At 66.1% G+C, this 20,224-nt stretch carries 19 protein-coding genes; 12 read left to right on the top strand and 7 right to left on the bottom strand.

Going from position 1 to position 20,224, the window contains the following annotated elements:
• Positions 1 to 3: 3 nt before the first annotated feature.
• Positions 4 to 1,683, bottom strand: coding sequence for a cytochrome c oxidase subunit I (gene ctaD, locus QOL68_RS03285; RefSeq protein WP_058454462.1), 1,680 nt, complete (start codon positions 1,681 to 1,683; stop codon positions 4 to 6).
• Between the two features lie 17 nt (positions 1,684 to 1,700).
• Positions 1,701 to 2,795 (bottom strand): cytochrome c oxidase subunit II, encoded by a 1,095-nt coding sequence (coxB, locus tag QOL68_RS03280; RefSeq protein ID WP_282946916.1) that lies wholly within the window; start codon positions 2,793 to 2,795, stop codon positions 1,701 to 1,703.
• Between the two features lie 233 nt (positions 2,796 to 3,028).
• Here coxB and pyrE point away from each other — a divergent pair, with 233 nt between their 5' ends.
• The 5 genes from pyrE to QOL68_RS03255 all read left to right on the top strand — a co-directional run bounded on the left by pyrE (position 3,029) and on the right by QOL68_RS03255 (position 6,873).
• Positions 3,029 to 3,616, top strand: a complete 588-nt coding sequence (gene pyrE, locus QOL68_RS03275; RefSeq protein ID WP_282946914.1) for an orotate phosphoribosyltransferase — start codon at positions 3,029 to 3,031, stop codon at positions 3,614 to 3,616.
• 5 nt (positions 3,617 to 3,621) lie between these two features.
• Positions 3,622 to 4,353, top strand: a complete 732-nt coding sequence (locus QOL68_RS03270) for a pyridoxine 5'-phosphate synthase (RefSeq protein ID WP_282946913.1) — start codon at positions 3,622 to 3,624, stop codon at positions 4,351 to 4,353.
• A 157-nt stretch (positions 4,354 to 4,510) separates the two neighbouring features.
• Complete coding sequence (acpS, locus tag QOL68_RS03265) at positions 4,511 to 4,912, top strand: holo-ACP synthase (RefSeq protein ID WP_058454466.1); 402 nt, start codon at positions 4,511 to 4,513, stop codon at positions 4,910 to 4,912.
• Between the two features lie 2 nt (positions 4,913 to 4,914).
• A complete protein-coding gene (gene lepB, locus QOL68_RS03260; RefSeq protein WP_282946910.1) occupies positions 4,915 to 5,754 on the top strand; it encodes a signal peptidase I in 840 nt (279 codons plus the stop codon).
• 18 nt (positions 5,755 to 5,772) lie between these two features.
• Complete coding sequence (locus QOL68_RS03255; protein WP_282946908.1) at positions 5,773 to 6,873, top strand: AI-2E family transporter; 1,101 nt, start codon at positions 5,773 to 5,775, stop codon at positions 6,871 to 6,873.
• 37 nt (positions 6,874 to 6,910) lie between these two features.
• On the opposite strand, the gene QOL68_RS03250 is transcribed toward QOL68_RS03255, so the two are convergent.
• From QOL68_RS03250 to purC, 3 genes are all read right to left on the bottom strand, one after another.
• Positions 6,911 to 7,441: an FKBP-type peptidyl-prolyl cis-trans isomerase gene (locus tag QOL68_RS03250; RefSeq protein WP_204993171.1), complete on the bottom strand. Its 531-nt coding sequence runs from the start codon at positions 7,439 to 7,441 to the stop codon at positions 6,911 to 6,913.
• A gap of 139 nt (positions 7,442 to 7,580) precedes the next feature.
• Positions 7,581 to 10,472 (bottom strand): M16 family metallopeptidase, encoded by a 2,892-nt coding sequence (locus QOL68_RS03245; protein WP_282946905.1) that lies wholly within the window; start codon positions 10,470 to 10,472, stop codon positions 7,581 to 7,583.
• 119 nt (positions 10,473 to 10,591) lie between these two features.
• Positions 10,592 to 11,368 carry a phosphoribosylaminoimidazolesuccinocarboxamide synthase gene (gene purC / locus QOL68_RS03240; protein WP_058454471.1) on the bottom strand — a complete coding sequence of 259 codons (777 nt, stop codon included), beginning with the start codon at positions 11,366 to 11,368 and terminating at the stop codon, positions 10,592 to 10,594.
• Positions 11,369 to 11,570: 202 nt separating this feature from the next.
• Between purC and QOL68_RS03235 the strand changes: the two genes are divergently transcribed.
• Positions 11,571 to 12,494, top strand: coding sequence for a crotonase/enoyl-CoA hydratase family protein (locus QOL68_RS03235; RefSeq protein ID WP_282946902.1), 924 nt, complete (start codon positions 11,571 to 11,573; stop codon positions 12,492 to 12,494).
• On the opposite strand, the gene QOL68_RS03230 is transcribed toward QOL68_RS03235, so the two are convergent.
• A complete protein-coding gene (locus tag QOL68_RS03230; protein ID WP_282946899.1) occupies positions 12,491 to 14,122 on the bottom strand; it encodes an alkaline phosphatase D family protein in 1,632 nt (543 codons plus the stop codon). The two genes, QOL68_RS03235 and QOL68_RS03230, sit on opposite strands and share 4 nt — an antisense overlap.
• 68 nt (positions 14,123 to 14,190) lie before the next feature.
• A complete protein-coding gene (locus QOL68_RS03225; protein ID WP_282946897.1) occupies positions 14,191 to 15,321 on the bottom strand; it encodes a DUF3667 domain-containing protein in 1,131 nt (376 codons plus the stop codon).
• Positions 15,322 to 15,399: 78 nt separating this feature from the next.
• On the opposite strand from QOL68_RS03225, the gene QOL68_RS03220 reads away from it, so the two are divergent.
• The 6 genes from QOL68_RS03220 (at position 15,400) to QOL68_RS03195 (ending at position 20,155) form a co-directional block, all read left to right on the top strand.
• The gene (locus tag QOL68_RS03220; protein WP_282946895.1) at positions 15,400 to 16,683 is read left to right on the top strand and encodes a glutamate-5-semialdehyde dehydrogenase; all 1,284 of its coding nucleotides are present in this window, start codon (positions 15,400 to 15,402) and stop codon (positions 16,681 to 16,683) included.
• 21 nt (positions 16,684 to 16,704) lie between these two features.
• Complete coding sequence (locus QOL68_RS03215) at positions 16,705 to 17,310, top strand: hypothetical protein (protein WP_282946893.1); 606 nt, start codon at positions 16,705 to 16,707, stop codon at positions 17,308 to 17,310.
• Positions 17,310 to 17,963, top strand: coding sequence for a nicotinate-nucleotide adenylyltransferase (locus tag QOL68_RS03210; protein WP_282948252.1), 654 nt, complete (start codon positions 17,310 to 17,312; stop codon positions 17,961 to 17,963). The genes QOL68_RS03215 and QOL68_RS03210 overlap by 1 nt, the downstream gene beginning before the upstream one ends.
• Positions 17,960 to 18,370, top strand: a complete 411-nt coding sequence (rsfS, locus tag QOL68_RS03205) for a ribosome silencing factor (RefSeq protein WP_082657548.1) — start codon at positions 17,960 to 17,962, stop codon at positions 18,368 to 18,370. Before QOL68_RS03210 ends, rsfS begins: the two co-directional genes overlap by 4 nt.
• 145 nt (positions 18,371 to 18,515) lie before the next feature.
• The gene (locus QOL68_RS03200) at positions 18,516 to 18,944 is read left to right on the top strand and encodes a 23S rRNA (pseudouridine(1915)-N(3))-methyltransferase RlmH (RefSeq protein ID WP_282948251.1); all 429 of its coding nucleotides are present in this window, start codon (positions 18,516 to 18,518) and stop codon (positions 18,942 to 18,944) included.
• Positions 18,941 to 20,155: a murein hydrolase activator EnvC family protein gene (locus tag QOL68_RS03195; RefSeq protein ID WP_282946890.1), complete on the top strand. Its 1,215-nt coding sequence runs from the start codon at positions 18,941 to 18,943 to the stop codon at positions 20,153 to 20,155. Before QOL68_RS03200 ends, QOL68_RS03195 begins: the two co-directional genes overlap by 4 nt.
• Positions 20,156 to 20,224 lie beyond the last annotated feature (69 nt).

The raw sequence follows: 20,224 nt of genomic DNA, 5'->3' as shown, positions 1-20,224 counted from the left end.
ACGTCACGCGATCCGGGGCAGTTCGTTGAACTGGTGGAACGGCGGCGGGCTCGACAGCGTCCATTCGAGCGTCGTCGCGCCTTCGCCCCACGGATTGTCGGCCGCCTGCTTGCCCGCGAACAGCGACCAGAGGATGTTCACGAAGAAGAAGAGCATGCCCACCGCCATGATCACATAGCCGAGCGACGAGATGTGGTGCCAATAGGCATAGGCTTCCGCATAGTCGGGGTAGCGGCGCGGCATGCCCTGCTGGCCCAGGAAGTGCTGGGGGAAGAACATGACGTTGACGCCGATGAAGAACACCCAGAAGTGCAGCTGGCCGAGGAACTCGTTGTACATCCGGCCCGACATTTTCGGGAACCAGTAGTAGAAGCCCGCGAAGAGCGAGAAGACCGCGCCCAGCGACAGCACATAGTGGAAGTGCGCGACGACATAGTAGGTGTCGTGCAGGTTGGTGTCGACGCCGCCGTTGGCGAGCACGACGCCGGTCACGCCGCCCACGGTGAACATGAAGATGAAGCCCAGGGCCCAGACCATCGGGGTCTTGAAGCTCAGCGAGCCGCCCCACATGGTGGCGATCCAGCTGAAGATCTTGATGCCGGTCGGGACCGCGATGACCATCGTCGCCGCGGTGAAATACATCTTGAGGTTCACGCTCATGCCCACGGTGAACATGTGGTGCGCCCACACGATGAAGCCGACGACGCCGATCGCGACCATCGCGTAGGCCATGCCGAGATAGCCGAAGACGGGCTTCTTGCTGAAGGTCGAGATGATCTGGCTGACGATGCCGAATCCCGGCAGGATCATGATGTACACTTCGGGATGGCCGAAGAACCAGAAGAGATGCTGGTAGAGCACCGGATCGCCGCCGCCCGTCGCATCATAGAAGGTCGTGCCGAAGTTGCGGTCGGTCAGCAGCATGGTGATCGCCGCCGCCAGAACCGGCAGCGCGAGCAGCAGCAGGAAGGCGGTGACCAGCACCGACCACACGAACAGCGGCATCTTGTGCAGCGTCATGCCGGGCGCGCGCATGTTGAAGATGGTGGTGATGAAGTTGATCGCCCCCAAGATCGACGCCGCGCCGGCGAGGTGCAGCGAGAAAATCGCCATATCGACCGCCGGCCCTGCCGACCCGCTGGTCGAGAGCGGCGCATAGACCGTCCAGCCGGTGCCGGCGCCGTGGCCGCTGCCGCCGGGTACGAAGCTCGACCCCACCAGCATCACGAACGCGACCGCGGTGAGCCAGAAGCTGACATTGTTCATGCGCGGGAACGCCATGTCGGGCGCGCCGATCATCAGCGGCACGAACCAGTTGCCGAAGCCGCCGATCATCGCGGGCATGACCATGAAGAAGACCATGATCAGGCCGTGCGCGGTGATCAGCACGTTCCACAGATGCTTGCCCGCGACCTCGTCGGCGCCGCTGCCCAGCATCGACGCCCAGCCGGGCAGATACTGGATGCCGGGTTCGGCCAGTTCAAGGCGCATCATGCCCGAAATCACACCGCCGACGATCCCCGCAACGATCGCGAAGATCAGGTAGAGGGTGCCGATGTCCTTATGGTTCGTCGACATGAACCAGCGGACGAAAAAGCCCGGCGTGTCATGGTCGTGATCGTGCGCGTGGGCATGAGCGTGTTCGGCGCCGTGCGCGGGTGCAGTCGCTGCGATATCGGTCATCTGTCGGACCCCTTAACTTATTTCTTTGCGGCCGGAGCAGCGGCGGGAGCCGCAGCCGGCGCTGCTTCGGGTGCGGTTGCAGCGGGAGCTGCTGCCGACGTTGCGGGTGCGGCGGGCGCCGCAGCGGCCGGAGCCGCGGGCGCCGGATTGGGGTTGCCGCCCTTCGAGCGGACCCAGGCTTCCCACTTGTCGACCGGCAGCACTTCGACCGCGATCGGCATGTAGCCGTGGTCGACGCCGCAAAGCTCCGAGCACTGGCCGTAATAGACACCGACCTTGGTCGGGGTGAAGGTCGTTTCGTTGGCGCGGCCGGGGACCGCGTCCATCTTGGTCCAGAAAGCCGGCACCGCGAAGCTGTGGATCACGTCGGCGCCGGTGATGATCAGCTTAACCTGACGACCGACGGGAACGACCATGCGGTTGTCGACGGCGAGGTGATAGGGCTCGCCTGCAGCCTTCGCCTTGTCTTCGGGCAGGATCTTCGAGACATATTCGCCGATGCCCTGGTCGGGATAGGCATAGCCCCAATACCATTGATAACCGGTGACCTTGATCGTCAGCGCGTCCTTCTTCGGCGGTTCGTACTGGGCCGCGAGCAGGCGGATCGACGGGACGGCGATCACCGCGAGGATCAGCACCGGGATCGCGGTCCAGATCACTTCGATGAACGTATTGTGGGTGGTTTTCGACGGCACCGGGTTCGCCTTGGCGCGGTAGCGCGCGACAACCCAGAGCAACAAGCCGAGAACGAAGAGCGAGATCACCGTGATCACGGGCAGCAGGATCACATGGTTGAACCAGTAGGCCTGCTCACCAATCGGGGTGACCTGCGGCTGGAAATTGACGCCCCCGTCGACCGGCTGGCCGATCCCGGGGGTCGGTTTCATCGGAACATAGGTCGCATCGCCCGCCGGCACGGCCGCTTTCGCGGCGTCGGTCGCAGCCGGGGCGGCGGTCGGCGCGGCCGTATCGGGCGCCGCCGATGCCGGAGTCGCCGCAGGCGCGGCGACAGGTACCGCCGCAGGAGCCGTCGCATGCGCGGCGCCCACCGCGCCGAGCGACAAAGCCGCTGCGATTGCGCCTTTGATTACAAGGGTTTTCAAGCTCTTCATAAGAATTGTGCCGCCCGTTGCCTGTTGTTCTTTTCGATGCCCCAACCCCTTGTCCGGGTCGCCGGACACGCGTCGCGGCAGCCGTCCCCAAGGCTGAATCTCGCGGGCGCTATAACCCCGCTTGCCGCTTGCCTCAAGCATCTCTAACACTATTTTACGGCAGACAAATTTTCGCTGCCGAAACCCAGTCGCCCCGATCGGGGCGATGACAGGAACAAAAGACCCATTCTCCCATGACCGATGATGAAATCCTGGCCGAGTTCCGCGCTGCCGACGCGCTGCTGCAGGGACATTTCCTGCTCTCTTCTGGCCGCCACAGCGAATATTATCTTCAGTGCGCGCGCGTGCTGATGGACACGGCGCGCGCCGGCCGGCTTGCGACCGCGCTCGCCGCCAAGCTGCCGCGCGACCTGCGGCAGGCGATCGACGTCGTCGTCTCGCCCGCGATGGGCGGAGTGATCATCGGACATGAAATGGGCCGCGCGCTTGGAAAGCCGGCGATTTTCGTCGAGCGTCCGACCGGCACCTTCGAGCTGCGCCGCGGCTTCGCGATCGACAAGGGCGCGAAAGTGCTGATGGTCGAGGATGTCGTCACCACCGGCCTGTCGTCGCGCGAGGCGATGGAGGCGGTCCGCGCGGCGGGCGGCGAGGTCGTCGCCGAAGCGGCGCTCGTCGATCGCTCGGCGGGCAGCGTCGACCTCGGCGTCCCTTTCTTTCCGCTGGTCGCGATCAATTTCCCCACCTATGCCCCCAACGAACTGCCGCCCGAACTGGCGGGCACGCAGGCGGTGAAGCCGGGGAGCCGGAGCGCGGCAGCTTGAGCGCCATGCCCTCAAAGCTGCGGCTCGGTGTCAACATCGACCATGTGGCGACGATCCGCAATGCGCGCGGCGGCGATCATCCCGATCCGGTGCGCGCGGCGGAGATCGTCGCGGCGTTCGGCGGCGACGGCATCACCGCGCACCTGCGCGAGGACCGGCGCCACATCCGCGACGACGATCTCGCGCGCATCCAGGCCGCGACCACCCTGCCCCTGAATCTCGAGATGGCGGCGACCGACGAGATGCTCGCAATCGCGCTGCGCCATAGGCCGCACGCCGCCTGCATCGTCCCCGAAAAGCGGGAGGAGCGGACGACCGAGGGCGGGCTCGACGCTGCAGGCCAGCACAACCATCTCGCGCCGATCGTGTCCCGGCTGAACGACGCCGGCATTCGCGTCAGCCTGTTCATCGAACCCGACCCGCGCCAGATCGAGGCCGCTATGCGCCTGAAGGCCCCCGTCGTCGAATTCCACACCGGCCGCTACGCACATGTCGAGGGCGAGGAACGCGCCACCGAACTCCGCCGCATCGCCGACGCCGCGGCGCTCGCGTGGAAGAACGGGATCGAGCCGCACGCAGGGCATGGCCTGACCTATGACAATGTGGTGCCGATCGCCGCAATTCCCCAACTCGCCGAGCTCAACATCGGCCATTATCTGATCGGCGAGGCGATCTTTACCGGCCTCGAGCATGCGATCCAGCGGATGCGCGGCCTGATGGACGAGGCGCGGGGATGACCTTGCCAATCACAATATCCTCCCTGTGGCGGAGCCATGGGGAGGTGGCAGCGCGGAGCGCTGACGGAGGGGCTCATGGCGCCACGTCGCGGCCCCTCCACCACGCCCTGCGGGCGCGGTCCCCCTCCCCATCGCTGCGCGACAGGGAGGATATCCTTTGATCATCGGTCTCGGTTCCGACCTCTGCAATATCGAGCGCATCCAGAATTCGCTCGACCGCTTCGGCGAGCGTTTCGAGCAGCGCGTCTTCACCGACGTCGAACGCGCCAAGGCGGCGCGGCGGCCGTTCACCCGTGCCGGAACCTACGCCAAGCGGTTCGCCGCGAAGGAAGCCTTTTCGAAAGCCGTCGGAACCGGTTTCAAGCGCGGCGTGTTCATGAAGGACATCGGCGTCGTCAACGCGCCGTCGGGTGCCCCGACGCTGGCGCTGACCGGCGGCGCGGCGGCGCGGCTCGCCGAGATGATCCCGGCGGGACACAGCGCGCATATCCACCTGACGCTGACCGACGACCATCCGTGGGCGCAGGCATTCGTCATCATCGAGGCGATCAAGGACTGAGCATGGCGAAAGCGGACAAGGATGAAGGCGGCTGGGGCAAGCTGATCCGCGACGTGGTGGTGATCGTACTGCTGGTGCTCGGCATCCATAGCTGCGTGGCCAAGCCCTTCTATATCCCCTCCGATTCCATGATGCCGGGGCTGCGCAACGGCGACCGGCTGGTGGTAAGCAAATACCCCTATGGCTGGTCCTATGCCTCGGTCAGCTTTCACCTCGCGCCGAAAACGGCCGGCCGCTGGTTCGGCAAGCTGCCCGCGCGCGGCGATATCGTCGTGCTCGAACATCCGGTGACGCGCGTCGATTATATCAAGCGCGTGATCGGCCTGCCCGGCGACACCATCGAGCTGAAGGGCGGCGCGCTGTTCATCAACGGCAAGCCGGTGAAGCGCGAGGTGCAGCCGATGCTGTCGATCCCGGTCGACGCCAACCTGCCCGGCCCCGACAGCAGCCTCGGCCGCTTCATCGTCAAGGACGCGGCGGACAAGGAACGGCTCGAACTGCCGATCGTACGCGAGACGCTGCCCGGGGGCGCGACCTTCGACACGATCGACATGGGCCCCGGATACCAGACCGACGACTATGGCCCGATCAAGATACCCGCCGACCATCTGTTCCTGATGGGCGACAACCGCGACGGCAGCGCCGACAGCCGCGTGTCGGTGCAGCAGAAGGGCCTCGGCGGACCGGTTCCCTTCGACGCGATCGCAGGCCGCGCCGAGATCATCAGCTTTTCGACCGACGGCACCGCGGAATGGTACAATCCGGTCAGCTGGTTCGAGGCGCTGCGCCCCGGCCGCGCGGGAACCAATCTGCGCCCCGAGCATGATAAAAACGTAGATTAGGTTCGAGGGAGCAAGACCATGGCTGCGACCAGCGAGGAAGCCGTCGCGCAAGCCAAGGCGCAGGACGCCGCCCCCGGCCCGACCGAAATCCGCAGCCAGCTTGTCCGCACCGAACTGTTGAAGGCGGGGGTCTGGCTCGGCGTCGCGCTGCTGATCGGCGTCTGCATCGTCCTGATCCAGCCGATCCTGCTGATCTTTGCCGGGATCGTGATGGCGTCGATGCTCGACGGCGGCACGCGCCTGCTTGGCCGGATATTGCCGATCGCGCGCGGCTGGCGGCTGCTGATCGTCTGCCTGTCGCTTGTCGCTTTCCTGATCTGGACGGTGATGTTCGCGGGTTCGCAGATCGCCGACCAGGCCGCGGCACTGCAGACGGTGGTCATGGGTCAGGTCGAGCGCATCGCCGCGTGGGCCAGCGAGCATGGCATGGGCGAGTTCCAGCTCGATACCAAGACGATCACCGACAATATGGCGGGCACCTTCGGCCGCGTCACCGCCGCGGTCGGCACGGTGCTGGGCGGGCTGACCAGCCTCGTCATGGTGCTCGTCCTCGGCGTCTTCATCGCGATCGAGCCGCGGCTATACGAACGCGGTGTCGCGTGGATGCTGCCGATCAAAGCCCGGGAGAATTTCTACATCACCACCGCGCGCATGGGCTTCACCTTGCGCCGGCTGATGGCGGGACGATTGCTTGGCATGGCGGTGGAAGGGGTCGGAACCTGGCTCGCCTGCATGGCGGTCGGCATCCCGATGGCCGCGCTGATGGGGCTGCTGACCGGCCTGCTCGCCTTCATCCCCAACATCGGCGCGATCGTTTCGGGGGTGCTGCTCGTCCTCGTCGGCTTTTCTGCGGGTACCGACACCGGTCTGTGGGCGATCGCCATCTATTTCATCGTGCAGACGGTCGACGGCTATCTGATCGTCCCGATGGTCGCGAAGCAAACGGTCGACCTGGCCCCTGCGCTCGTCCTCGGCGCGCAGATTCTTTTCGGCGCCTTGCTCGGCATCATGGGGCTGTTCCTCGCCGACCCGATCGTCGCGATGATCAAGGTCGCACTGGAACGCGAAGCCGAGCGCAACGCGGGCGCCGGGCAAACGAAAGCGGCGGCGGGCACCTAACCCCGCCGCCGCTTTGTTTCTTGACCGAGCGAGCCGCTTACGGCTGCGGCGCGGGAACCGGGGCGCCGGGTGCGCCCGGAGCGCCGCCAGGGGCACCCTGCATCATCTGTTGCTGCTGCATCATCTGCTGCATCGCACGGACTTCGGCTTCGGTGCGGAAGTCGATCAGCTCGATGTCGAAATGCAGCGTGCTACCCGCCGGGATCGGCCCAACCGCGCGGTCGCCATAACCCAGCGCCGGCGGAATCGTGATCTTGTACTTGCCGCCCTTCTGCATCCGGGTCAGCGCTTGCGAAAAGCCGGGAACGACCTGCGACACCTGCATCGGCGCCTGTTCATTGGCGTCGAACACGGTGCCATTATCGAGCTTGCCCTCATATTTGATGAGGACGACGTCGGCGGTGGTCGGACTGGGGCCGGTTCCGGCTTTCACCGTTTCGAAACCGATCTTCGGCGTGCCGGTGAACGCGAACGCCGCACCCGCGACGAGCAGCGCGATCAGGCCGATCCACATCAGCCACAGCCCGCCCTTGCTCACCGGGCGCAGTGGAACCGTCGTCACGCTCATAATCTTGTCCTTCCCCTGCCCTTTCGGGCGCGAAACCATCGGCGACGCCTATAGGCGGACGAGCGCCGGAGGGTCCAGAGGCAATCGTCCGTGCCTGTCCGCCGCCCGACCCTATTTCCCGGCCCTTATTTCCCGGCCCCTATTTCCCTGCCTTGTCGCTGATCGCCTTGATTACCAGCGCCTTGTCGTCCGTCAGGTAGCGCTGCGCGAGCGTTTCGAGGTCGGCGGGGGTCGCCGCCTCGACGATCGCGATGCTCTTGCGGCTACGGTCGAGCCGCGCCTCCTGGCTTGTCGCCTCGGACACATAGGGCAGCCAATAGCTGTTATCGCGCCGCGCCTTGGTCATCGCCTCTAGCAGCGGTTTGCGCGCGCGGTCGAGCAGGTCGGCATCGACGGGCTTGTCGCGCAGTTCTTTTGCGATAGCGAAAATGGCCGCGCGCGTCGTCGCCAGATCCTTGAAATCCACGTTGCTCGCGGCGAACAGATGGCCATAGCCCGGATATTCGTCCGACAGGCTCGCCGCCGCGCCGGGGCTGTAGCTTTCACCCAGCTTCTCGCGCAATTCCTCGGTCAGCATCAACTGCATCACGCGCGCGAGCAGGTTGAGCCGCATCGCCTCGACGAGGTCGCTGTCGTCGCGGGCGGGCCAATAGACGCGAAGCTCGGCCTGCTCGGCGGGCCCCTTGTGGATCAAGGTCCGCTCGCTGCGGTCGGTCGCATATTGACGAACCCGCGCATCGGCGCGCGGATCGAACGCGGCGCGGCGAGCGGGCAGCGCGCCGAAGGTCGCCGCGATCGCATCGATCGCCGCCTGTTCATCGATGTCGCCGACGACGCCGATCTCGATCGCGCCATTGGCAAAGCTGTCGGCGACCACCGGTTTCAGCTGCGCCCAGTCGAGCGACATGAGTTTTTCGAGCGGCGGGGTTTGCGAGCGCGGATCGTCATTGGCCAATATGCCGCCCGCATCGCGGCCGAGCACCGCCGCCGGGGTCGCATCGTTCGCGGCATATTGCTGTGGCAGGACGCGGCGGATCAGTGCCAACCCGTCGGGGCGATAGCCCGGATGGGTCAGGAACGCCGCCATCAGTTTTGCCTGGAGCGCAAAATCCCCCGGCGAACTGGTCGCGGTGCCGCCAAAATAGTCGGTGCCGCTGCCGAAGCTGGGATTGACCGTCCGTCCCGCGAGGATCGAGCGCAGGTCGTCGACGCTGTGCGCCTCCAGCCCGCCGAGCACCATCGAACCAGCGAGCGCGACCTTGGTCGGGTCGTCGCGCGTCGCGAGCAGGTTGCCGCCGTCGACGCGCAGCGACAGATAGACCGTCTCCTTCTGAAAATCGGTTTTCTTGATGTTGAGCATCACATTATTGGCGAAGCGAATGCGGCGGATGCCGAGGTCGTCGATGCGGCTGTCGCTGACGACCTTTCCGGGCGTCCCGAAATCGTCATAGGCGAAGGCCGCGCTCTCGGTCTGCGCGGGAGCGGCGACGGCAACTTGCTCCGACGCCTTGAGTGCCGCAAGGATCGCGCCGGTGCCGCCGTCGAGCGGCTTTTTCGAGGTCACGCGCGCGAGGGGCGGGCTGAACCCTTCCATCCGTTTGCGGAAGGCGGCGGTGATGGCATCGGCGGTGAGCGACGGCGCCACCGCCTCGAACATCGCCTGCGAGGTTTCGGGCCGCACGACGACGAAATCGCCGTCGGCGGCATCGACGAGGACATCGGCCATCGTGTCGCTGCGCCGCGTCGTCACCCCCGCGACCGCATTCTTGAGCGCGGTGCGGCGGTTCGCGACCTGTTCGGCGACCTCGGCGTCGGTGAAGCCGAACGCGGCAGCGCGGCGCCATTCCTGTTCGACCAGCGACAGCGCATCCTTCCACGCGCCTTCCTTCGCGACCGCGCCGATCGTGACCTGATCGAAAACCTTCCAACCCTCGGCATCGCTGAAATAGCCGGCGAGGATCGGCGAATTCTCTTCGAGCGCGATCTTGGCGAGGCGGCGGCCGACGATCGACTCGCCGATGTCTTCGGCGAGCTTGCGCGCGCGCTTCGCCTTGGTGTCGGCTTCCTGAACCCACGGCCGGAACGCCGTGATCGTCACCGAATCCTGGATCGCGGGATCGACAAAATCATCGCTCGCGGCGGCGCGGGCATAATCGGGCTTTCCGATGTCGGGGGTCGCTCCCGCCGGGCCGCGGCCCTGCCAGTCGGCGAAGCGCGCCTTGATCTTCGCCTCCATCGCCGCCGGATCGAAATCGCCGACCATGACCAGCGTCGCGCGCTCGGGGCGGTAATAGCGGTCGTAAAGGTCGCGGATGCGCGCCGCGGGGGCAGTCCTGATCACTTCTTCGGTGCCGATGGGAATGCGGCTTGCGACCGTCATCCCCTGCATCTGGAAATCGAGCTGGTCGATCAGGCCGCGCAGCTGATAGGTGTCGCGCGCGCGCCGCTCCGACAGGATGATGCCGCGTTCGCGGTCGACTGCGCCGGGATCGATGGTCAGCTCGCTCGCGGTTTCGCGCATCAGCATCAGCCCGGTGTCGACAAGGTCGTCGGACGCATTGGGCAGGTCGAGCTGGTACACCGTCTGGTCGAAGCCGGTCGACGCATTGGTATCGGCGCCGAAGGCCAGCCCCTTGCGTTCGAGCAGCTTCACCATCTCGCCCTCGGGCACATGGGTCGAGCCGTTGAACGCCATATGCTCGAGGAAATGGGCGAGTCCGCGCTGGTCGTCGGCCTCGGCAAAGCTGCCGACGTCGAAGCGCATCCGCAGCACGACGCTGTCCTTTGGCGTCGTATTCTTCAGCAGCGCATATTTCATCCCGTTGGGCAGGACGCCGAAGATGATGTTGGAATCGAACGGAATGTCGCTTGCAGCAAAGTTCCACACTTTCGCCGCGGGGGTCTGCGGATTGATCGTGGCGGCAGCCGCCGGTTTGGCCGCCTCCTTTGCGGACAGCGGCGCCTGATGGAGTGCGAGGAGGACGAGCGGCAAGAGCGCGATCGTGGCGCGGCGGGCAAGGCGGAGGGTCATCCCCCCGTGATGGCCCCGATTTCCGCCCCGTCAAGCCACGTCGGAAACCCGGTCGAGCGGCTTTTCGATGAACGACGTCTGCCGCCGACCAACGGAAGCGACCGGGAAAGCCCGGCCGCTCAGCCCTTCTTTTTGCGGTGGCTTTCCAGGTCGAGCACCGCGTTCTCGCCGCCTTCGGGCAGCAGGCCGAGCCGACGCGCGACTTCCTGATAGGCTTCGACCTCGCCGCCAAGGTCACGGCGGAAACGGTCCTTGTCGAGCTTCTCGCCCGAAACCATGTCCCACAGGCGGCAACCATCGGGGCTGATCTCGTCGGCCAAGATGATACGGCTATACTCGCCGTCCCACAGGCGACCGAATTCGAGCTTGAAGTCGATCAGGCGAATGCCGACCGCTGCGAACATGCCCGACATGAAGTCGTTGATACGGATCGCCATATCCTGAATGTCGTGCAATTCTTCCTGGCTGCACCAGTTGAAGCAAGCGATATGCTCTTCGGCGACGAGCGGATCGCCGAGCGCGTCGTCCTTGTAGCAATATTCGATCAATGTGCGGGGAAGCTGCGTCCCCTCCTCGATCCCGAGGCGCTTCGACAGCGAGCCCGCAGCAACGTTGCGCACGACGACCTCGATCGGCACGATCTCGACCTGGCGGATCAACTGCTCGCGCATGTTGAGGCGGCGGATGAAGTGCGTGGGCACACCGATCTGGCCGAGCAATGTGAAGACATGCTCCGAAATCCGGTTGTTCAGCACGCCCTTGCCATTGATCGTCCCGCGCTTCTGCGCGTTGAACGCCGTCGCGTCGTCCTTGAAATACTGGATCAGCGTGCCGGGCTCGGGCCCCTCATAGAGGATTTTGGCTTTGCCTTCGTAAATCTGGCGGCGGCGGGCCATGGGCGGGTACTTTCTGTCGGAACCAAATGAATGGCCCCGGCGATGGCGACTCAGGAAAGAGGCGCGGCGCCGGGGCGGTCGGGCGCGCTATAGCGGCAAAGAAACCGCCCGTCATCCCCAGCGATCTTTACGCTTACGTAAACTAGAGCTTGCCTTGGTGCACGCCGCTTGCAACCATGTCCGAAAATCAAAGGAGAGTGAAATGAGTTTCGACCAGATTCGCCTCGACAAGCATGAGGGCATCGCGCTGCTGACCCTCCACCGTCCCGACCGGATGAACGCCTTCACTACCGAGATGATGATCGAAGCGGTCGCCGCGCTCGACGACTGCGACGCCGACGACGCCGTGCGCGCGGTCATTTTCACCGGATCGGGCGATCGTGCCTTTTGCGCCGGAGCCGACCTCGGTTCGGGTGCCTCGACCTTCGATTATGACAAGCGCACCGACAAACAAGCGATACTGCCCGACGGCGCTTCGGCGAGCCCGATCCGCTCGGATGGCAGCATCGATTGGTCGCACCCGCTGATACGCGACTCGGGCGGGCGGCTGTCGCTCCGCATTTTCGAGGCGAAAAAGCCGGTGCTGGGCGCAATCAACGGCGCGGCGGTCGGCATCGGCGCGACGATGACGCTGCCGATGGACGCGCGCCTTGCGAGCGAGACCGCGCGTTACGGCTTCGTCTTCGCGCGGCGCGGCATCGTTCCCGAAGCCGCGTCGAGCTGGTTCCTGCCGCGCCTCGTCGGCATCGCGAACGCCGTCGACCTCTGTTATTCGGGCCGCCTCATCTCGGCAGAGGAGGCGCGGGACAAAGGCCTCGTCCAGTCGGTCCATGCGCCCGGCGCGCTGATTGATGCGGCAATAGCGAAGGCGCGCGAGATGACCGCCGACAGCGCGCCCGTCTCGGTCGCGCTGACCCGCCATATGCTCTGGCGGATGATGGGCGCGCCGCACCCGATCCAGGCCCATCGCTGGGACAGCCGCGCAATCTTCTCGCGCGGACGCAGCCCCGACGCGGCCGAGGGCGTGACGAGCTTCCTCGAAAAACGCCCGCCCAACTTCACCGCGAGCGTGGCGAACGACTATCCCTGGTTCGACGAGTTCGAGGAATCGCCGCCCTACAGCTAAGCCGCCTCGAACATCCGCCGCCCGCGCCGCGCCGTCATGCTGTGCGTCGATTTGAGCGCGGGCGTATGGCTGCGGATCGTCTCGACGCTGTGCCAGTTCGCGGTCACCGCGTCGCGCGTCAGCTGGACGGTGACATAACCGCGATCCTCGGTATTCGCCCATTTGAGTTCGGGCGACGACCCCAGCAGGCCGCCGACGCGCTGCGCGTCCGAAATGCCCGGCGTATAATGTTCATAGCCCGGCGAAGTGACGCTGTGACCACCGATCTCGATCCCGGCGGGACGCCCGCCTTCGGCCAGGTCAAAGGCCCATGCGTTGTGCGTATCGCCCGCAAGACTGACGAAGTCGGCATCGGCCGCTTGCGCCGCCGCGAGCAGGCGCGAGCGCGCGGCGGGATAGCCATCCCAGCTGTCGAAGTTGAGCGGCAGGCCGGCCTTTGCGACAAGTTGCCCCGTCTCGACGCGGCGGCGCACCGTGGGGGACATATCGGGCCCGAACCAGTTCACGACGTCGGGCGGTGTGAAGAGGCTGCCCATCAGCACCTGCTGCGCGCAAATCTGCCAGCGGGTACCGGATTTGGCGGATTTGGCGATGGCGCCGGTCAGCCATTTCTCCTGCTCGACCCCGAGCATCTGACGCGGGGGATCGCGATAGGTCGTTTCGGCGAACTGCCGCAGTTTCGCCGCAGCATCGCCCCCGCCCGCAATGATCTCGTCGACCTCGAACTGGCGGTCGCGGCCGGTGATGCGCGTTTCGGGGAGGAAGATGGTCGCAAGGTCGCCGATTTCGTACTGGCGCCAGCGGCTGTCGTCGACAGGCATCCATTCGCGATAGGCGCGCTCGGCCGCGCGCCTGCGTTCGGGCCACGGCCCCTCGCCTTCATTGTGGTTCTCGGCGCCGTCCCGCCACGCATCGTTCGTTAATTCATGGTCGTCCCACTGTGCGATCATCGGGAATAGCTGGTGCAGCCGCTGGAGGTCGGGGTCGCTGCGATAGGCGGCGTAGCGCAGGCGATAGTCGGCGAGCGCCACGATTTCGTGCGTCGGCTGGATCGATCGGCCGGGAAGCGCTTCCTCGATCGAGGGATATTCGCCGACGCGATACTCATAAAGATAGTCGCCGACATGCGCGACAAGATCGATGTCGCCGCGCGCCGCCGCGTGGGCATAAGCGTTGAACCAGCCGAAGGGCAGGTTCGAGCAGGAAAAGAGCGCTATATTGAAAGCGCTTGTCGGCCCCTGCGGCAAGGTGCGCGTGCGGCCGACCGGCGACGTGGTGCCGTCGGGGGCGACGAAGCGATAGAAATACCAGCGTCCCGGCTCGAGCCCGTGGACGCGAAGTTTGACCGTATGATCGTTCCCACCCTCGGCGTCGGCGCTGCCGCCCCCGACGACGCGCGCAAAATCGGCCGTCTCGGCGACTTCGGCGGTCAGTCGCGCGCTCGACGGCGCGGCATAGCGCGTCCAGAGCAGAACGCTCGTCGGACCGGGTTCGCCGCTCGCGACATTATGCGTGAAGCCCTGCGCCATCGCGGCACGCGCGGCGCCGGGCAGCGCAAGCGCAGCGAGCCCCGCGGTGCCGAGTTTGATGAGCAGGCGGCGATCCATTTCGCCCCAAAGCTGGTGCATGACATAGTCTCCCGGATTCGCCGGGTCTTTGCCCGGCTTTTGTTACAGCTTGGCGCCCGGACTGCCGACTAGCCGCTGAACCCGAGCGCGAGCAGCAGCAGCATGAACATGATCACCGAAAACAGGCTGAAAAAGAGCAGAAGGGTCGCGCGCGTCAGCGCCCCCAACCGCGACGAACGATAGGCGCCGCGAAGCTGCCGGTACATATGGAACGGGACATAGAACATCGCGACGAAGGTCGCGACATCGCCGAAGATCGTGAGGTTCAGGAGCCGCACCGCGACGAACAGGAGCAGCATGAAGCTGATCGAGTAAGTGACAAAGACGAAATGGTCATAGGTGTGGAAGCGGCGGCTGAAGGGATAAAGCAGCCACATGAAAGGCAGCGACAGCGGGATCAGCGCCCAAGCGAATTTATAGGCGTTCGCCTGAAGCTTGTAGAGGATCAGGGCGGGGTTGGCGAAAGCCTTCTCCAGACCGTGATCGATGAAGGGCACACCGGTGTTGACCTTGTTGCGCGTGATGAAGTCGGCGCCACTCGCGACCTGCTGCTTCGGATCGTTCAGCACCGGCGGCCCCGCGGCGCTCTCGGCGTCCCGTTCGGCTTCGCTGCGGCTCCGCGAGATGCCCAGATAATCGGCACTTTTCTGAAGGATTTCGCGTTCCTGCTCCAGCTTCCGGCGATCCGCCCGCGGCAGGTCGGCTTTTGCAAGCTCGGCGTCGATCCGGTCGACTTCCTCCTGCATACTGTCCTTGATCGCGGTGGTGCGGGTCTGTTCCGCGGCCGCCTTGCTGAGCCCTTCGCTGACCCCGCCGCTGCCGACCATCGCCAGCACCGCATAGGTCAGGAACACCGCAAAGAGGAACAGCGCCAGCGGCGAGATGAAACGCGCGCGTTCACCGTGGATATAGCGGCGCGTCAGGTCGCCCGGGCGCCATGTCAGCAGCGGCAGCGTGTTCCAGAGCTTGCCCTCGAAATGGAAGATCGCATGGACAAGGTCGTGCCCGATCGCCCCGAAGCTGCGATGGACATCGGCCCTCTGCCCGCAGCGATGACAGTGCGAGCCGACGAGACTGGTCCCGCAGTTGAGGCACCGGAGACCCTCATGCCCCGCCGGGCCGCCATGTTTCGGCTCGACCGCCGCGCCCGCCAGCCCGGCCGTGATCGCCCCCCCGATGCTCTCGATATCCCCGCTCATGCGCCCTGACTAGTGGCGCGCGCGGCGGCGTGCAACGGGGCTTTCGGGGTCCAAGCAAAACATGGTAGGGGCGGCGTCATGACCGCCGAAGCCCTTGCCACGCCGCGCCTTATCGATGCCGATGCGCTGATCGCCGAAATGGGCGCGCGCGCGCGCGTCGTCGCAAAGATCCTGGCCGTCGCACCGACCGGCGCAAAAGCGGCCGCACTGCGCGCCGCCGCAGCCGAATTGCGCGCTCAGGCACCGGCGATTCTCGCGGCCAATGCGCGGGATATGGACGCGGGCAAGACCGCCGGCCTGTCGTCGGCGATGCTCGACCGGCTGCGGCTCGACGAGGGGCGCCTCGCGGCAATCGCCGACGCGGTCGAGGATGTCGCGGGTCTTGCCGACCCGGTCGGGCGCGAGATTGACCGCGCCACCCGGCCCAACGGCATGGAACTCAGCCGCGTGCGCGTCCCGCTCGGCGTCGTCGGCATCATCTATGAAAGCCGCCCCAATGTGACCGCCGATGCCGCGGCGCTCGGCCTGATGTCGGGCAACGCCGTGATCCTGCGCGGCGGCAGCGAGGCGGTGCACAGCAACCGCGCAATCCATGCCGCGATGGCGGCGGGTCTGGAGGCAAGCGGCCTGCCCGCCGACGCGGTGCAACTCGTGCCCGTGCAGGACCGCGCGGCGGTCGGCGCACTGCTCCGCGCGCAGGGACTGATCGACATCATCATTCCGCGCGGCGGCAAGGGTCTTGTCGCGCGGGTGCAGGACGAGGCGCGCGTGCCCGTGCTCGCGCACCTCGACGGGATCAACCATCTCTATATCGACGCGGCCGCCGATCCGGCGAAGGCGGTCGAACTTGCGGTCAACGCAAAGATGCGTCGCACCGGCGTCTGCGGCGCGACCGAAACGATCCTGATCGATCGCGCCTACCCCGCCCCGCTCGCGATCGTCGACGCGCTGATCGCGGCGGGCTGCGAAGTGCGCGGCGACAAGGGTGTCGCGGCGCTGAGCGCGCATGTCGAGACCGCAGCGGCGGGCGACTGGGACACCGAATATCTCGATGCGATCGTCTCGATTGCGCTCGTCGACGGCCTCGATGGCGCGCTCGCGCATATCGACGCGCATTCGAGCCGCCATACCGACGCGATCGTCACCGAGAACAGCGAGACGGCCGAGCGCTTCCTCGCTGAAGTGGACAGCGCGATCGTCATGCACAACGCCTCGACGCAATTCGCCGATGGCGGCGAATTCGGCCTCGGCGCCGAAATCGGCATCGCAACCGGCCGCCTCCATGCGCGCGGCCCGGTCGCGCTCGAGGGGCTCACGACGTACAAGTGGCTGGTGCGCGGCACGGGGCAGGCCCGGCCTTGAGCGACAAACTGCCGGGCTGCTATGCGACGCCTGATTAAATTGCTGCTCCTTGCCGTCGTCATCGCCGCCGCGCCCTTTTGTTGGTCGATAGGTCGTGACCTACTTCCCCTTCTGTCTTCCCGCAGTGATGCCGCGCAAGTCGAGGCTCGTATTGCAATCCAGATCGAAGCCGCTCATCACCGCCTGCATGTTGGCGAGCACCCGCCGCTGTCGACCATCGACCTGCCGCACAATTGCTTCTCCGTCCCGCCAGATGCGGTGCGGACCAATTTCCGGTTGTTGAACAAACAGATCGATGGGGTGGACGAGCAATCACGCTCCCTACCGTCGATCGTCAACATGAACTCCTATGGTATAGCCTACGCCAATTTTGCCGAAGCGCGCGGTGTCGAGGCATTGCAGAAGAAGTTTTCGCCGATCGAACTCGCCGCGCTTAATGGATGCATGGCGGCGACCCCCTTTGCCAAATGGTGCGATGCGCAGGTCGAGACGCACATGAAATTCGACTTCCGTTTGATCGAAAAGGATCTCGTTGCGCGGGGGCTCATGCGTCATGCAATGAGCGAGGATGGCAACGAAATTCTCTGCACGACCATTCCCGTAATTGAAGGCGGCGAGACGCCGTGATGATCACCACCGGCCTCCTCGGCGGCAGTTTCAACCCCGCGCACGGGGGCCATCGCTCGATCAGCCTCAACGCGATCGATGCGCTGGGACTCGACGAACTGTGGTGGCTCGTCTCGCCGGGCAATCCGCTGAAGCCGGCGAAAGGCATGGCCCCGCTTCCTGCCCGCCTCGGCTCGGCGCAGCGCATGGCCCGCCGATCGCCGATTCGCGCGACCGCGATCGAGGCCGAACTCGGCACACGCTACACCGTCGACACCCTGAAGAAGCTCGTCCGCCGTTACCCGAACCGGCAGTTCATCTGGATCATGGGTGCCGACAACCTCGCCCAATTGCCCGAATGGCGCGACTGGCGGGAGATCGCACGCTTGATCCCGATTGCGGTTGTCGCGCGTCCGGGCTATAACGGTCGGACCCACGCTGCGAAGGCGATGGGATGGCTGCGGCGCTTTGTCCGGCCCGCGGACCAGAGATGTCGATGGACAGACTGGAGACCGCCTGCCCTCGTGTTCCTGCGTTTTTCGCCCGATGTGCGATCCGCAACTGCAATACGGCAGGCCAACCCCCGCTGGTTCGAGAGCTATGCAGGCCGCGCAATGCGCGACCCCGTCACGCATTCGCGGCTGGCCATGGATGAAAGGAATGAAAAAGCTTGATAGCCGCCAGTAAGGATGCCGCGCCCGGCGCCGCAACCGCCCCTACGTCTTCGGACGACAGCGTGGAAGCACTCCACGCGCTGATCCTCCACCAGCTCGACGAGGATCAGGCCCAGGAAACCATCTCCATCCCGCTTGCCGGCAAGAGCAGCATCGCCGATCATATGGTGATCGCCAGCGGCCGGTCGACGCGTCATGTGTCGGCGATCGCCGACAAGCTGGCGCAGCGCATCAAGCAGGAAACGGGCCGCCACGTCCGCGTCGAGGGCCTGCCGAACGCCGACTGGGTGCTGATCGATTCGGGCGACGTGATCGTCCATCTGTTCCGCCCCGAAGTGCGCAGCTTCTACAACCTCGAGCGCATGTGGTCGTTCGGCGACGCGCCGCCGGTTGCCGCGGTAAATTGACGTCCTTGTTCTGTTCGGCCTAAAGCCCGAACAGAAGCGGCACCAGCCCGCTCCCCCACCCGGCCTCCCATAGGCTACTATCGTTGGGGAGGCCGGGTGGGGGAGCGGGCTGGTGCCGCTTTCACCGAAGGTGAACGAAGACGTCATGTTGCTGCACATCATCGCGCGCGGGCGTATCGGGCGGGGGCCCGAGGCCGAGCTCGTCGAGCGCTACATGAAGCGCGTGACCTGGGCGCAGAAGATTTCGGAGCTTCCCGACACCGGCGGTCGTGCGCCCGCCGCGGCAGAGAACAGCCGCACCATATTGCTCGACGAGGGCGGCGAGCAGCTCTCTTCCCTCGAATTTGCCAAACTCCTCGAAAAGTGGCGCGATGGCGGCGTCCGCGAAGTGCGCTTCTGCCTCGGCGCGGCGGACGGCTTCACGCCCGACGAGCGCGAGGGCGCCGACAAGGTGATTGCCTTTGGCCGCGCAACCTGGCCGCACCTGATGGCGCGCGCGATGCTCGCCGAACAATTGTGGCGCGCGACCAGCATCGTCGCCGGTCACCCCTATCATCGCGAGGGACGGCAATGAGGCGGGCACTGGCGACGCTGGCGCTGGCCGTGACGGTCGCGGGCGGGGCACTCGCCATCGCACAAAGCGACGTTTTCGATCCCGACGCGATCGCCGCGAACGAGCGCCAGCAACTCCTGACCGCCAAGCAGCAATCCGCCGAGGCGATGGAACGCAGCGCCGCGCTCGAAGCGCAGGCGACTGCCGCGCGGAGCGAAGCCGACCGGCTGAAGAAACGCAGCGCCGCGCTCGCCGCGCGCATCCAGTCCGCGGAGGCCGATATCAACGCGGGCGAAGCGCGCGTCGCGCTGGTGAGCCGGCGTGTCGCGGCGCAGGAAGCGCGTCTTGCCGAACAGCGCCAGCCTCTGCTCGAACTCACCGCGGCGCTCCAGCAACTGTCGCGCCAGCCGCCCGTCAGCGTCCTCGCGCAGCCGGGCTCGCTCGCCGACATGGTCCATGCGCGCGCGGTGCTCGACGCCGCGATGCCCGTGATCGCGCAGCGCACCGCAGGGGTCCGCCGCGAACTCGTGCAATTGCGCGCGACGAAGACCCAGCAGGCGATCGCCCTGAAGGCCCTCGCCGCCAGCAAGACCCAGCTCGCGCAGCGCCGCGACGCGCTGACGCGGCTCGAGAATGAAGGCCGCCTCCGCTCGCGCGAGCTGATGAGCAGCGCGCAGCTCGAGGCCGACCGCGCGCTCGGACTCGGCGAAAAGGCGCGCGACATCGTCGACCTGATGGACACGCTGGAGATCGACAGCGCGACGCGCGGCGAACTTGCCGAACTCGCCGGCCCCCTGCCCCGTCCGCGCGATCCGACGAGCGCGGCGATGATCGCCGCGCCGCCCGCTCCGGCCGAAGCCGAGCTTGCGCGCGGCGCTTACCGCCTGCCCGTCGTGGGGCGCATCGTCGCCGGGCTTGGCGAGGTCAATGAAAGCGGCGTCCGATCGCGCGGTATCACCATCGCCGCGCGCCCCGGCGGGCAGGTGGTCGCGCCCGCTCCCGGCCGGGTGAGCTTTGCTGGCGATTATCGCGGTTATGGCAAGATCGTGATCATCGACCATGGCGGGGGCTGGACCTCGCTCGTCACCGGAATGATCGCGCTGTCGGTCGGGGTCGGCGATACGCTCGACGCCGGGACGCCGGTCGGCCGCGCGGGATCGCAGGACAGCCGGATCACCGTCGAATTGCGCCGGGCCGGCCGCCCGGTCGATATCGTGGCGATGCTCGGCTGAGACGCGCGTTAATCGCCCGTTCGGGGCCTGCCCCGTATCGGGATGAGCGCTTGACGGCCTCATAAATCC

This window comes from Sphingopyxis sp. Geo25 (genome assembly GCF_949769135.1).
Classification (GTDB): Bacteria; Pseudomonadota; Alphaproteobacteria; order Sphingomonadales; family Sphingomonadaceae; genus Sphingopyxis.
Note: the sequence above shows the minus strand (reverse complement) of the source record. Positions and strands in the feature narration are given on the sequence as shown.